The organism is Pseudomonas sp. GM74, assembly GCF_000282455.1.
GTDB lineage: Bacteria > Pseudomonadota > Gammaproteobacteria > Pseudomonadales > Pseudomonadaceae > Aquipseudomonas.
Genome location: NZ_AKJG01000053.1, coordinates 12,901 through 26,709, shown reverse-complemented (window position 1 = coordinate 26,709; position 13,809 = coordinate 12,901). Strand labels below are relative to the sequence as shown.

The 13,809-nt window shown below is 62.3% G+C and carries 13 protein-coding genes and 1 pseudogene; 7 read left to right on the top strand and 7 right to left on the bottom strand.

What is annotated here, in order from left to right; all coding sequences use genetic code 11:
- Positions 1 to 17: 17 nt before the first annotated feature.
- A pseudogene (locus PMI34_RS29300) lies at positions 18 to 500 on the top strand (NTP transferase domain-containing protein); the annotation flags it as partial.
- Between the two features lie 297 nt (positions 501 to 797).
- The gene (locus PMI34_RS0127255) at positions 798 to 2,276 is read left to right on the top strand and encodes an aldehyde dehydrogenase family protein (RefSeq protein ID WP_032829622.1); all 1,479 of its coding nucleotides are present in this window, start codon (positions 798 to 800) and stop codon (positions 2,274 to 2,276) included.
- A gap of 63 nt (positions 2,277 to 2,339) precedes the next feature.
- Here PMI34_RS0127255 and PMI34_RS15490 read toward each other — a convergent pair whose 3' ends face one another.
- Positions 2,340 to 3,299, bottom strand: a complete 960-nt coding sequence (locus tag PMI34_RS15490; protein WP_008049625.1) for an efflux RND transporter periplasmic adaptor subunit — start codon at positions 3,297 to 3,299, stop codon at positions 2,340 to 2,342.
- 3 nt (positions 3,300 to 3,302) lie between these two features.
- Positions 3,303 to 3,674, bottom strand: a complete 372-nt coding sequence (locus tag PMI34_RS15495; RefSeq protein ID WP_008049619.1) for a DUF3302 domain-containing protein — start codon at positions 3,672 to 3,674, stop codon at positions 3,303 to 3,305.
- A gap of 151 nt (positions 3,675 to 3,825) precedes the next feature.
- Between PMI34_RS15495 and PMI34_RS15500 the strand changes: the two genes are divergently transcribed.
- Both PMI34_RS15500 and PMI34_RS15505 read left to right on the top strand, forming a co-directional pair.
- A complete protein-coding gene (locus PMI34_RS15500; protein WP_008049618.1) occupies positions 3,826 to 4,488 on the top strand; it encodes a hypothetical protein in 663 nt (220 codons plus the stop codon).
- Positions 4,489 to 4,565: 77 nt separating this feature from the next.
- Positions 4,566 to 5,648, top strand: a complete 1,083-nt coding sequence (locus PMI34_RS15505) for a sterol desaturase family protein (protein ID WP_008049617.1) — start codon at positions 4,566 to 4,568, stop codon at positions 5,646 to 5,648.
- A 248-nt stretch (positions 5,649 to 5,896) separates the two neighbouring features.
- Here the strand turns inward: PMI34_RS15505 and PMI34_RS15510 are convergent, their stop codons facing one another.
- Positions 5,897 to 6,655, bottom strand: a complete 759-nt coding sequence (locus PMI34_RS15510) for a DUF899 domain-containing protein (protein ID WP_008049616.1) — start codon at positions 6,653 to 6,655, stop codon at positions 5,897 to 5,899.
- 84 nt (positions 6,656 to 6,739) lie between these two features.
- Between PMI34_RS15510 and PMI34_RS15515 the strand changes: the two genes are divergently transcribed.
- On the top strand, positions 6,740 to 7,960 hold the full coding sequence (locus tag PMI34_RS15515) for a hypothetical protein (RefSeq protein ID WP_008049615.1): 1,221 nt from the start codon (positions 6,740 to 6,742) through the stop codon (positions 7,958 to 7,960).
- Between the two features lie 35 nt (positions 7,961 to 7,995).
- Positions 7,996 to 8,628, top strand: coding sequence for a Vgb family protein (locus tag PMI34_RS15520; protein WP_008049611.1), 633 nt, complete (start codon positions 7,996 to 7,998; stop codon positions 8,626 to 8,628).
- Positions 8,629 to 9,329: 701 nt separating this feature from the next.
- Here the strand turns inward: PMI34_RS15520 and PMI34_RS15525 are convergent.
- The 4 genes from PMI34_RS15525 to PMI34_RS15540 form a co-directional block, all read right to left on the bottom strand.
- Positions 9,330 to 10,190, bottom strand: coding sequence for a CAP domain-containing protein (locus tag PMI34_RS15525; RefSeq protein ID WP_008049609.1), 861 nt, complete (start codon positions 10,188 to 10,190; stop codon positions 9,330 to 9,332).
- Between the two features lie 256 nt (positions 10,191 to 10,446).
- Positions 10,447 to 11,112 (bottom strand): helix-turn-helix transcriptional regulator, encoded by a 666-nt coding sequence (locus PMI34_RS15530; protein ID WP_008049608.1) that lies wholly within the window; start codon positions 11,110 to 11,112, stop codon positions 10,447 to 10,449.
- A 19-nt stretch (positions 11,113 to 11,131) separates the two neighbouring features.
- A complete protein-coding gene (locus PMI34_RS15535) occupies positions 11,132 to 11,761 on the bottom strand; it encodes a hypothetical protein (protein WP_008049607.1) in 630 nt (209 codons plus the stop codon).
- Positions 11,762 to 11,925: 164 nt separating this feature from the next.
- Complete coding sequence (locus PMI34_RS15540) at positions 11,926 to 12,714, bottom strand: alpha/beta hydrolase (RefSeq protein ID WP_008049606.1); 789 nt, start codon at positions 12,712 to 12,714, stop codon at positions 11,926 to 11,928.
- Positions 12,715 to 12,844: 130 nt separating this feature from the next.
- Here PMI34_RS15540 and PMI34_RS15545 point away from each other — a divergent pair, with 130 nt between their 5' ends.
- The gene (locus tag PMI34_RS15545) at positions 12,845 to 13,789 is read left to right on the top strand and encodes an aldo/keto reductase (RefSeq protein WP_177318807.1); all 945 of its coding nucleotides are present in this window, start codon (positions 12,845 to 12,847) and stop codon (positions 13,787 to 13,789) included.
- Positions 13,790 to 13,809: the final 20 nt, after the last annotated feature.

Sequence of the window (13,809 nt, the reverse complement as noted above, 5' to 3'; positions counted from 1 at the left end):
CACACAGGAGGATCGCGATGAACGACAACACAGGCTGGCCGACCCTGGCGGTGATTCTCGCGGCCGGGCAGGGCACGCGCATGCGTTCGCCGCTGCCCAAGGTCTTGCACCCGGTGGGCAACCAGCCGCTGCTTGGGCATGTGCTGGCGGCGGTGGCGGCGGCGGGCATCGAGCAACGGGCGGTGGTGGTGGGCGCTGGCGGCAAGCAGGTGACCGAGTACCTGCAACAGGTGGCACCGACGGCGCAGGTGTTCACCCAGCACGAACAACTGGGCACGGCCCACGGAGTGCTCGCGGCCCGACCGGCCTTGCAGGCGCACGAACAGCAACAGGGCTGTGTGCTGGTGCTGTTTGGCGACTCACCCCTGATCACCCCGCAGACCTTGAATCGCTTGCGCAGGGCGTTGATTGACGGCGCGGCGGTGGCGGTAGCGGGTTTCCACACCCGGCAGCCCGGACCTTACGGGCGACTGCTGGTGGAGCAGGGGCGTTTGCGGGCCATCCGCGAAGCCAGGGATGCCAGCCCGCACGAACTGGATATCAACTTCTGCAACGGCGGCGTCATGGGCTTGCGCGCCGACACCTGCCTGTGGTTGCTGGAGCGTATCGGCAACCGCAACGCCCAGGGTGAGTACTACCTTACCGACGCGGTGGCGGTGGCCAACGAAGCAGGGCTTGCGGTAACGGCTGTGGAAGTGGATGAAATCGATGTGCTCGGGGTCAATGACCGCGAGCAATTGCAGGTCGCCGAACAGCTGTACCAGCAGCGTCGGCAGCGCAGGATCAAGGAGTGTCCCATGGGTGACTATCAACGGTTGTACATCGGCGGTGAGTGGGTTGCCCCGGTTCAACGCGGTGTTTTCGATACGCTCGATCCGAGTGACGAGTCGGTGTTGGCGCAGGTCGCTTCTGCCACGTTCGAAGACGTCGACCGGGCGGTTGCGGCCGCGCGTTCGGCGTTTGATGAGGGGGACTGGCCACGCTGGTCCGGTGCGCAACGGGCCGAGGTCCTGCGCCGTATCGCCGAGGGCATTCGCCATCGTCAGGACGAACTGGCCGCCATCGAAGTGCGCGACAACGGCAAGCCATTGCCGGAAGCATTGTGGGACATCGCCGACACCGCCGGTTGCTTCGACTTCTATGCCGGGTTGGCAGAACAATCGGATCAACAGGGTGAACAGTCGATCGATGTGCCGGATGCGCGCTTCACGTCATCGGTGATCAAGGAACCGGTCGGTGTGGTCGCGGCGATCATCCCGTGGAATTTCCCGATGCTGATGGCCTCGTGGAAAGTTGCCCCGGCGCTGGCGACAGGTTGCACCGTAGTGCTCAAACCATCGGAAATGACTCCATTGACCGCCGTCGAACTGGCGGGTATCGCCGACAGGGCGGGCCTGCCGGCCGGGGTACTGAACGTGATCACGGGCCTGGGACGCGAGGCGGGAGCGCCGCTGGCCAAACACCCGTATGTCGACAAAGTCGCCTTCACCGGTAGCGTACCGACCGGGCGCAAGATCATGCAGGCGGCTGCCAACGATATCAAAAACATCAGCCTGGAACTGGGGGGCAAATCACCCTTCGTGATCTTCGCCGACAGCGACATCGAAGCCGCCGTGGAATGGATTCTGTTCGGGATCTTCTGGAACCAGGGCCAGGTCTGTTCAGCCACTTCGCGGGTGCTGGTGGAGCGCGGGTTGTACCCGGCGTTGCTCGAACGCCTGATTGCCGCGACCGAGCAGATTCAGATCGGCCAGGGTTTCGAGGAGGGGGTGAAACTCGGGCCGCTGGTCAGCCAGGGGCAACTGGACAAGGTGCTGGCGGCGATTGCAGCCGGTCAGCAAGAGGGCGCGCGGTTGGTGTCGGGCGGTGTGCGGCCGGGTCATCTGGAAAAAGGTTATTACCTGACGCCGGCGATTTTCGCCGATGTCCCCGAGGACAGCGCCGTGTGGCGCGAGGAGATTTTCGGCCCGGTGGTGTGCCTGCGCGCCTTCGACACGGAAGCCGAAGCGATCCGTCTGGCCAATGACTCGCCGTTCGGGTTGGCGGCGGCCGTCATGTCCCGGGATATCCCGCGCTGCGAGCGGGTCGCTCGCGGTTTTCGCGCGGGCATCGTGTGGGTCAACTGCTCGCAACCGACCTTCGTCGAGGCACCCTGGGGCGGCTACAAGCAGAGCGGCATTGGTCGCGAATTGGGTGAGTGGGGCTACAACAGCTACCTGGAAACCAAGCAGATCACCCGCTACAACGGCGAACCCTGGGGGTGGTATCTGAAGTGAAGCGAGCGCTGAACCGGCAACCGACCCAATTCAAGGATTGAGCCAGTTGCCGTCACTGCCGGGTTAGTGGAACGGGAAGATGTAGTTCATCCATGCAGCCATGCGCAGAAGGATTTTGCGCATCATCGCGATGTGATGGAAATGCTGGCTGTACAACGCGGCCTGGCCATAGGCCCCACCGGGCATCTGGCCGGCATACTGGGCATAGTCGGGATCGGTGATTTCAATGATCACCGGGACCCGGCCGGCCGGTGGTGAACCGGTGAAACCGATCAGCGTGCCCGATGGCTGGATCTGGCCTTCGGCGATGACCGACACGACGGTTTTCACCTTGCCTTCGAACACCTTGCCGGGAATGCCGTCGAAAGCGACTTCCGCCTCGTCGCCTTCGGTCAGGCGCAACAGGCTGTTCTGGCGCATCCACGCGGAGAAGTAGTGCCCTTCGGCGGGAATGAAGACCATCGAAGGGCGCAGCGGCAACTTGGTCGCCATCATGCCCGGGCGCAGCGAAACGTGGGTGACGAAGCCTTTGCTCGGCGCACGGACCGTGGTGTTGTCGAGTTCGTACTGCGCGCTGTCCAGTTGTGCCTTGAGGTCGTCACTGCGCGCGACCACCATGTCCAGTTCCCGTTGGGTGCTGAAATTACGCTTGATCAGCTCGGTGATCCGCGCGCGATCGGCCTGGGCGGCAATCAGCTGAGCCTTGAGGGATTTGAGCCGGTATTCGAACGGCGCCGGGTCGATGCGAAACAGCACATCGCCTTTTTCCAGGGGCTGGTTGGTCTTTACCGGTACATCGATCACCTGGCCGCTGACCACCGGAATCACCGGAACCGATACGAAATAGGAACGCGCCACCTCGGAGTAGGGATGGTTGTAGTTCATCGTGAAAATCAGCGCACCGATGATCACGATCCCGCCCAGCACCGCTGTGGGCACCGTCCATTTGTTCAGGGGGATGCGGAAGATCTTGAAGATGGCTACGCACAGAGCGGCATACGTCAGAATGAGTAAGAGATCCATGGCTCAAATGCCCTCGCCGAGATTGTCCGTCGGCACCCGGTTCTGTGCCGTGCCCGTCGCTGCCTCCAGGCGCTCGATCCGGCCTTGCAGCTCGGCGACCTGCTGTTCGAGGTGAACCACATGACTTTTGGGTGAGTGTCCGTCACTGAAACCCCAGCCCCGGTCCTCTCGATAGGCCATCGCCCAGATCCACAGGAACGGCCACAGCGCGTGCAAGGTGAAGAGGCTGACCCAGCCGGTGGCGTGGATCGCATCCTGGTGAGGGTGGTTGCGGTGGACGGCAATTTCATAGGGAATGTCGTGGAGCAGGATGACCCCGTAAAACAGAATAAGCCCGACAAAGACCAGCAGGCCCAGGGCGAAGTAATCAAGCATGAACCACTCCTCTTGAAGCAGGTAACGTGTGCGGATGAGTGTAGCCGTTCAATCTACACTTGACAGGGATGCGGATATCCCGCCGGAACAACCGGTGCCTGGCCCAAGCGTCGACCGATACCGTGCAAGCACACTGCGACGAGGTGAGTTCATGCCAACCAATGGTCAATTCGAGAGGGCGCCTGTACTTGACCCTGTCGAGCGCATTACCGAGGTGATCTTCGGCCTGCTGATGGCCATGACGTTCACCGGCACCATCAGCGTGGCAACGGCAGACCAGGCAGCCGAACGCACGATGATGATTGCCGCACTCGGCTGCAATCTCGCCTGGGGACTGGCCGATGCGGTCATGTACCTGTTGCGCGCACTGGTCGAGCGCACGCGCAGGATCAAGCTGTACATGGCCTTGCGCAACGGCACGGACGCCGCGACCGGCCAGGCGCTCGTTGCGCAGGTGTTGCCGTTGCAATTGGCGACGGCGGCCGGCAGCGAGGGGCTGGAGTTGTTGCGCCGTCGGCTGCTCGATCAGCCCTCCTTGCCGATCAGGGCCGGCCTGGGCTGGAGCGACTTCAGGGGCGCCCTCGGAGTTTTCCTGCTGGTCGTGGGCTCGACATTTCCGCTGGTGGTGCCGTTCATACTGCTCGATCAGACGGCACTCGCCATCCGCCTGTCCAACCTGATCGGGCTCGTGGTGCTGTTCCTCGCAGGCTGGATGCTCGCCAGATACGCTGGCGCCACGCAATGGCAGGGTGGGGTGATCATGGCTGCCACGGGGGGTGTGCTGATCCTTGCGATCATTGCACTCGGTGGCTGACAACCGGTCATAATTCAACACACTAAAGACTCATTCTCATTTACTATTGCCCTTCCATTTACGTCGGGCAGCCCGGTATGGATGTTCTTGCCACAATCCATCTTTATTTATCCCAATGGGTGATCGAGCCGGTCACCCGGCAGTTCCTGGGCATTTTCGACTTCAACGGCAGACTCGGTCTAGCCTTTCTCTGCATGTCTTACGGCGTCGCCTATTGCCTGTTCCGCCACCGAAAATCCAGGGGCCTGACCGACGCGCGCTCATTCGGGCAGTTCATCGGCGGCCGCCGGGTGTACCTGCATCGCTCGGCGCTGCTCGACTATCGCTACTACTTCGTACTCGCCATCCTCAAGGTTGCCCTGGTGCTGCCCATCGTCGGCCTGGTGGATCCGTACGTCTTGCGTTCAGCGGACTACATCGCATTCTTCACCCACCTGTGGGGCGCGCGTACGCAAGTGGAGGAGCACCTGGCGCTGACCCTGCTCTATGGGCTGGGCGTATTTCTGGTCAAGGATTTCAGCCATTACTGGGGCCATCGCGCTTTTCATTCGCGGTATCTGTGGGCCTTCCACAAGGTCCATCATTCGGCACCCGTGCTGGTACCGGCGACGGCCAGTCGCGTGCACTTTCTGGAAGAAGTGGTCGAAAAGCTCACGGACATCATCTGCGTCGGCGCGTTTGCCGGTGGCTTCTGGTATGTCTGTGGCGGGGAGATCAGCCGCTATACCTTGTTTGGCGTGACCTACATGGTGTTCATCTTCAATGCCCTGGCGGCCAACCTGCGTCACAGCCACGTCTGGTTGTCCTTCGGACCGGTACTGGAACGGGTACTGAGCAGCCCGGCGCAACACCAGATTCATCACAGCGATGCACCGCGACACTTCAACAAGAACTTCGGCATCAATCTGTCATTGTGGGACTGGATGTTCGGCACGCTCTACGTCACCCGGTCCACACCCGAGTCCATTCACTTCGGCACCGGTGAGAACGATCACGAGCGTTACCTGACGCTGCGGGGGCTGATCGTCACGCCTTTCGTGGATGTCGCCCGCAAATTCTTCCCTGGAAAACCCCGGAAAGCACAGCCTCAAAGCGGATCTGATCCGTATTTTTCAGCGCAATCTGCCTCTGTAACGGATACAGCCGCCAGCCCACAATAAATCTCCGGTACGGTAGCCCTCGGCGCCGCTGTACCGCCAATTCATAGTGTGGGAGGCCCCATGGCCAAGATGACGATTTTTCTCGGCGGTTTTCTGCTGTTGACCATTCTGATCGGTGTGCTGGCGACGATTCCTCCGGCGTGATCACTGCGGCCGGGCGACCCGACGCTGGGTCTCGCAAGACCAAACCTGCGCTGGTGGACAAGCTGGCGGACGTCTTCATCGGCGGTCAGTGACAGCGCCGGCGCTCACTGGTATTCATCATGCCGACGCCACCAGGGTCCCGTTTCATTGCGGCCCTTGGGCGCGCGGTCGAGCCATTGATACATGCTCCACAATCCATCCAGGCCCCGTGCGTAGGTGGAGTAGGTGTGATAGATCTCGCCGTCCTCCAATACGAACGTGCTCAACCCCGGCCGGTCGCGAGTATAGGTCGGCGCATCGGTGCCACAGGTCGCGGCGAACTGTTTCACCGGTTCCGGTATTTCACTGGCGTCCATGGCATGGCCGCCGCGCTGGTAGTTGTATTCGACCAAGCCTTCACGCTGCTGGGCTTCGGTGAAGTAGACATTGAAGTCGGCAGTGAAATCGCTGTCGGCGGCCGAGGCCCAGGGGAAGGTCCAGCCCATTCGGCGCTTGTAAGCCTGCAGTTTCGCCAACGGCGCGCGGGATATCGCCATCAGGGTCACGTCGTGGTTCGCCAGGTGGATGACGACGGGGTCGAAGCCATCGGCGATGGCGGAGCAGGACGGGCAGCCGGCTGTGTAGTCGGGGCCGAACATGAAGTGGTAGACCAGCAGTTGCGAGCGCCCTTGAAAGAGTTCGGCCAGGGTGGCGCTGCCGTTGTCGGTATCGAAGCGGTACGTCTTGTCGAGGCGAACCCATGGCAATGCCTGGCGTTGCCTGGCCACTTCATCGCTGCGTCGGGTCAGGGCCTTTTCCGCCTCGAGCAGTTGCAAGCGTGCCGCCATCCATTGTTCCCGGGTCACGGTTTTGTGCGTGTTCATCGTTGTACGCTCCTGGTGAAAGGTCGTGATTTAGACTAAACCCGGGTATCGAATGATGGGAGTGACAAGCGTGGCGGGATTTCGATGGACTCGATGATCACGGCAGCCGCACAGGCGCTGGCGGCGGGCAATCCGCTGGGTGCACTGGATCGTGTGGCCTTGCGCGACGACGCACCAGCGCTGGCCCTGCGCGGTATCGCCATGGCGCAACTGGGCGATCTGGTGCGGGCCAGGGCGCTGGTCAAGCGTGCGCAACGGGCCTTTGCACCCAGGGAAGTGCTGGCCCGGGCACGCTGTGTGGTGGCCGAGGCGGAAATCGCCCTGGCTACGCGGGAGCTCGGGTGGCCGGTCAAGGCGCTCGAAACGGCTCGGGTCACCCTTGAACACCACGGTGATCGGGTCAATGCCGCCCATGCGCGTTATCTGCAAATCCGCCGTTTGCTGTTGATCGGGCAGCTCGACGAGGCGCAGCAGTTATTGGCCGAACTCGACCCCGACCCATTGCCGCCGGCCTTGCGGGCAACCCATGAACTGGTGTTGGCGGGGATCGCCATTCGCCGTGTGCAAGCGCACGCGGCGCGGGAGGCGTTGAACAGGGCCTGGCAGGCAGCTGGTCAAACAGGGATTGCCGCGCTCATCGCTGAGGTCCGGCACGCTGCGTATCTGCTGGATGCCCCCGCCGCACGCCTGATTGCCCAGGGTGAAGTACGGCCGCTGTTGCTCGATGACGTTGAAGCGTTGTTCTGTTCAACGTCACTGGTGGTGGATGCCTGCCGGTACGTTGTGCACGGTTGTGGCATGTCGGTGCCGCTGGCGACGCGGCCGATCCTGTTCGTGCTCGCCCGTGCCTTGGCCGAGGCCTGGCCCGCCGACGTTGAGCGGGAAGTGCTGATCGCCCGGGCATTCCGTCTGAAGCTCTCGGATGAGTCCCATCGCGCCCGGCTTCGTGTGGAAATCGGCAGGCTGCGCAAGGCACTCAAGCCGTTGGCCGACGTCATCGCGACGACCCGCGGTTATGCCCTGCAATCGTCGGTGTGTACGCAGGTGGTGGCGCTGGCGCAACCGATCGAGGAAAAGTTTGCCGCGGTATTTGCCTGCCTCGCCGATGGCGAGTCGTGGTCGAGTTCCGCCCTGGCACTGGCGCTGGGTACCAGCCAGCGCACGGTGCAACGGGCGCTCGATACACTGGCGGAGCAGGGCAAGGTGCAGTGGTTTGGCCGTGGCCGTGCACGGCGCTGGATGACGCCACCGGTGCCGGGATTCGCGACGACCTTGTTACTCCCGGCACCGCTGCCCGGTGGCTAGGATGAACGCCACCAACCCCCATCGAGGAATGCCAGATGAAAAACGCAACTGCTGAAATCATTCGTGAATATGGCCCGTTCGCCGATGTCGACCATGTGTGCGGCGTCACCTGGGACGGCGAAAAGGTCTGGTTCGCCAGCAACAGCAAAATCAACGCCCTGGACCCGGAGAGCGGCAAGGTGCTGAGCTCGATCGATGTCGCTGCCCATGCGGGCACCGCGTTTGACGGGGAGCACCTGTTCCAGATCGCCGAAGACCGCATCCACAAGATAGACCCCCGCAGCGGCCGCATCCTCTCGACGATTCCTGCCCCCGGCGCAGGTACCGATTCGGGGCTGACCTGGGCCGAAGGGACGTTGTGGGTGGGCCAGTACCGCGAACGCAAGATCCATCAGATCGACCCCGAGACCGGCAAGATCCTGCGCACCCTCGAATCCAACCGTTTCGTCACCGGCGTGACCTGGGTGCAAGGTTCGCTGTGGCATGGCACCTGGGAGGGCGACGAGAGTGAACTGCGGCGCATCGACTCGCAAACCGGTGAAGTATTGGAGAGCCTCAAGATGCCGGAAGGCGTGGGCGTGTCGGGGCTGGAGTCCGATGGCGGCGAGCGGTTGTTCTGCGGTGGCGGCGATAGCGGCAAGGTGAGGGTGGTGCGTCGGCCCTCGTGATGCACGGATCTGTGTACACCCACTTACCCTGTGGGAGCGGGCTTGCTCCGGGCGGCGTTCCGACGAAGGCGGCGTGTCAGACGACATTGATGCTGAATGCTCCGGCCCCTTCGCTGGCAAGCCAGCCCACCGCTGATCTGTGTCGGCCACGAAATCGGCGTACACCCATTTACCCTGTGGGAGCGGGCTTGCTCCGGGCGGCGTTCCGACGAAGGCGGCGTGTCAGACGACATTGATGTTGAATGCTCCTGCCCCTTCGCTGGCAAGCCAGCTCCCACTTTGATCTGTGTCGGCCATAGGTGCTGGCTGTCCTTACGCAGACCGATTCGAGGCTTAGTTTTTTTCCGTTCTGCCATGTTTTCTGCTGGTCGAAATCGGTCTAAAAGCCCGGTTGGCAACTGTGCCTGTTTTGCTATCCTCAACCTTGTAGGTGAAGACGCAGACTGATGCGCAAAAGGATAGCAAGGAGACGTGGGGCGCGTTCCGAAGGGTACACGGTTAGAAAGATCCCCGCGCTGGGATCCAGCCCTTATGCCGTGTGAAGCAGAAGAGTTCCATTACAGTTTCACGACTCTTTTGTGGGAGGCCTGATAAACCTTGTAAGCCGGAGACCAGCACCGGCCACCTACTTGTTACATTCACCCACAAAGCCCGCCCGGTGCGGGCTTTTTAATGCCCGCAAGATGGGGCCGGCCAGCGGCTCAAGGCGCGCCAAACAGCATGGTCCAGTAAACACCGTTGTCGCTGCGCGCGTTGGCGGCGTAAGCGGCACCGACCTGGGTGAACATCGGGTTCATCAGGTTGGCGCAGTGCCCAGGGCTGGCGAGCCAGCCGGCCATGGCCTTGCTGGGTGAACCCTGTCCGGCGGCGATGTTTTCACCGATCTGCCGACCACGGTAACCGGCGGCTCTGGCACGGTCGGAGGGCATGTCACCGTCGCGGTCCTGGTGGGCAAAATAGTTGCCGTAGGCCATATCCTTGCTGTGGCTTTGTGCCGCGGAACCCAAGGCTGCACTCCAGGATAGCGGCCGCGCGGCGGCGAAACGCTGGCGACCGCACAGGCGCGGTTTGGCCCGGGCTGCATTGACCTGCGCCAGCAACGCCTGTGCGGCGCTGCGTGGATCGCCGGTTTTTCCGTCGAGCACCGGCCGTGCCAGCACCACTTGCCATTCACTCCCGGCGCGGCTGACGCCGATGTCGGCGTATTGGTTGTCGAGCAGTGCGGCGCAGTGCTCGTCCTGGAACAGATCGAAGGCTTCTTCGGCATCCCGTGCACCCACCACGCGGATGGACCGCACCATGGTTGCCTGATAGCCGGAGGCCTTTAACCGGTCCCGCAATCCACCGCCATAGCCGACGGGCAGGGCCAGGTTCGACTTGAGCGTCAGGGGAGATAAACGTTGCGTCGGCCGCCGGTCACAGCGTTGCGGATGGGCGCGATAGTCGTTGATGGCGTCCACCAGTTGCCGTTGCCCGTCGGCGTGGGCGGGGCTGGCAAAAATGGGGAGCAGGGGAAACAGGCACAGCGAAGAAAAGCGCAAGGCAACGACAGTTTGGCGCATGGACGGACAACTCTGATGAGATGACTACGAAGAAAGGGGGAAAAGCGCTGGGCTATGACTGGTGCCTTGAAACAAGGTTCACGGCGGGCACCTGTCTATTTGCGGGCGTAGCCATGAGTCCGACGAAGGGTGTCGGCAGGCCTGTATGTTGAGATTCTTTCGCCCGGGCAAGGATCCCCCATGGGCTTTTCGACTCCGAAGAAACCTGCCGGCGAGACAACGCCGGAAACTGGCAGCAACGACTGTCACGCAGGCGCTAGGCAGGCTGATCGGTATCGGCTGGAGCAGCTTCTGTCGCAACGTCCGGGGTTTCGCTCGGTCGCAGCCTGAAGCGACAGACATGCCCGCCACGTACCATGCACTCGCTGTGTTCGACTTCACCGCCACCTAACGCGCCGATCAAGGCCAGGTCCAGTTCGCAGACCACCGGGTGCTCGGCGGCCAGGCGATGGAACACGCAGTTATGGGCGACGATTTCCGGGGTGCCGCCTGAACGAAAAAACACCTCGGCCTCGTAGCCCGTCTGGTTCATGTGCTGCACGATCCTGGCTTCATCCACGACCTGTTGTTCCAGGTCCGAAGCCAGCTTGCGGCCCATGCTGCGCATCAGCGAGGCCAGGGCATCGGGTCCGATGATGGCGGCGACTTCGTCAATCAATAGGCTGGCCAGTAGCTGATAGTTGCGAGGGAACTGCTCCCGCGCGTGGTCGGTGAGCCGATACAGCTGCTCGGGGCGACGGCCCGTCGGACGGGTGTCGCCGCGCAGCACCAGACCGTCACGCTCCAGCGCCGCCAGGTGTTGGCGGATCGCCGTGCGCGTGACGGCCAGATGTTCAGCCAACTCGTCAATGCTCATGCCGCTCCCATGGTGCAGCAGTGCATTGAGCAGGTCCTGCTGTGTTCGGCCCAGTCCTTCCAGCATGGGATGTCCTCGCGCGGTATCAGAACTTGTCCGGGAATTGCTTGACCAGTGCGCCGGTCAAGGCGTCGGCCAGGGCCAGGATGTGCGTGCGCATCATCGCCCAGGTGCGGGCTTCGCCAGCGTAGTCCTGTGCGGCAAACTCATCGATCTGTGCGACGTGGTGACCGCCATGGGCTGACAACATGTTGACCAGTGTGGCTTCAGGCAGATTGGGGTTGGCGGTGGCCAGAAACGCCGCAATCGCCTTGGCATTGCTGGTCAATTCGGTGACGGCGGCCTGCTTGCCCTTGGCGTCCTTGGCCACAGTGGCATCACTGTAGTGTTTCACCGCGCCCCAGTGACCGGCAAGCAGCTTGAGCAGTTGATCCGCCGCCGGCTGGCCGTAGAGCGGGGCGATGCTGTTGGCGATTTTGGTGGCGTTGTCGACCACCTGGTCCGCCGCGACTTTGGCTTGCTTTTTGTTGGCGGATTGATTGGCCAGCGCGTAGTTTCTGATCCAGAAAATGTGTTCGACCCAAAGGTCACGCTCGGCCAGGCGCGTGGTCAGCGCGGGGCTGTCGACAGTGGTAGGCGAGGCGGCAGGCGTCTGGCTCCAGACCGGTTGCACACACAAAGCCAGCAGGAGCAAAGCCAGGGTTTTGATATTCATGACGGCACCCTCTGAGAGTGGGAACGTTCGACAATATCAATATAGGCATAAAAATATGTTTTTATTAGATGTTGGCGAATTCCCGGATGAACGGCCATGGTCTGTCGCCGACAACGACTGGGGCGTTCCGACAAGTCTCCTCGCCACAAAGTCCGGTGTTGCCGTTACAACCCATCCCCCAGCGCCTTGAGGTATTCAGGACTTTCGCCGATCGAGTTATGTCCCGTCCCCGGTATCACCCGCAGTGACGCCACGCCTTTGGCGAAGTGTGTGTACAAACGCTCGGTGCTTGAGCGCGGAATCACTTCATCATGCTCGGCGACAATCAGGCGAGTCGGCACCGTGATGCGGGCGGCGTACTGCCAGGACGGGTATTTGTCCTTCAACAACCAGCGCACCGGAAACCAGCGGAACTGGCGGGCGGCGAGCCCTTCGAGGCTGTTGTAGGGCGTGATCAGCACCAGTCGCGCGGCCGGGCGTTCGCTGGCAAGGCGCACGGCCACCCCGGAACCCAGGCTGCGGCCGACCACCGCCACATGCGGATGGGTGGCATGCACCTGGTCGAACAAGGTGATGGCATCGCGGGCAATGGCCTCTTCCGAAGGCGAGCCGGAACTGCCGCCAAAGCCACGGTAATGCAGCAGATACAGCGCGTAGTCAGGGAACGCCTGGGCGAACCCGGGCAGGTTGCGCGAGACGTCTTCGGCATTGCCGCCGAAATAGATCAGCGCGTTCGGGCCATCGTGAGGACGGACGGAGACCAGCACCTGTGCGTCGGCGACCGGCAGGGTGAGCAGCGTCCCGGCTGCCCCGACGGCGCGTGGTTGCGGGTAATAAATCAGCGCCCGTTGAAACACGAACAGCGTGACGCACAGCACCAGGTACAGGGCAGCGACGATGACGACGAGTAACACCAGGGTGCGTGACATTCGACTAATGTTAGTGGGCGGCATTGACGGCTCGGGGTTTGAAAGTGGCTGGCGCCGCAAGGCTTTCTGAGTGTAGTCAATCGGCCCTTGGCGCGGGTAATCCGGGTTGTCGGCGCAACAGGCCGGCCCCCCTGCGACTGGTGAGAAACGTTTTATGAGCCATCCTGAGGGTTACACCCGTAGAGAAGTACTCACGCTGGCTGCCGGTGCTTCGGCGGTCTTCACCTTCGGTCCGGTGGGTGCACAACCCGAGCCGTCGACGGGAACAGGAGGCAAGACCATGCAGACCCGCGTCATTCCTTCCAGCAACGAGTCCTTGCCGATCGTAGGGTTGGGCACATACCGCGGCTTCGATTTCGAGCCTTCGCAACCGGCTTACAAAGACTTGCCCGCAGTGCTCGATGCGTTGTTCGACAAGGGTGGCAAGCTGATCGACAGCTCGCCGATGTACGGTCGCGCCGAACAGACCATCGGCGAGCTGCTGTCGATCCATGAGCCGCGCTCGCCGGCGTTCCTGGCCACCAAGGTGTGGACCCGGGGCCGCGAAGAGGGCATCGCGCAGATGGAACAATCCTTCGCCCTGTTGCAGACCGACCGGATCGACCTGATGCAGATCCATAACCTGCTGGACTGGCAGACGCACCTGCCGACCCTGCGCCACTGGAAGGAAGCAGGGCGCATCCGCTACATCGGCATCACCCATTACACGGCGTCGGCCTATGAAGAAGTGGAAGCGGTACTCAAGGCCGAGCCAGTGGATTTCTTGCAGATCAACTACGCCCTGGATGATCGCGGCGCGGAGAAACGCCTGCTGCCGTTGTGCCGCGAGCGGGGGGTGGCGGTGATCTGCAACCGGCCGTTTGGCGGTGGCGGCTTGTTGGCCAGACTCAAGGATAAGCCGCTGCCAGGCTGGGCGGCGCAAGTCGGGGTCAAGGGCTGGCCGCAACTGGCGCTTAAGTTCCTGCTGTCGCATTCGGCGGTGACCTGCGTGATTCCCGGCACCGGCAACCCGCGCTACATGGCGGAAAATGCCCGGGCCGGTTTCGGCCCGATGCTGACCGATGCCCAGCGTCAGCAACTGATAGCGCTGGTGGGCTAGCGACTTGTTCAAAGCGTAGC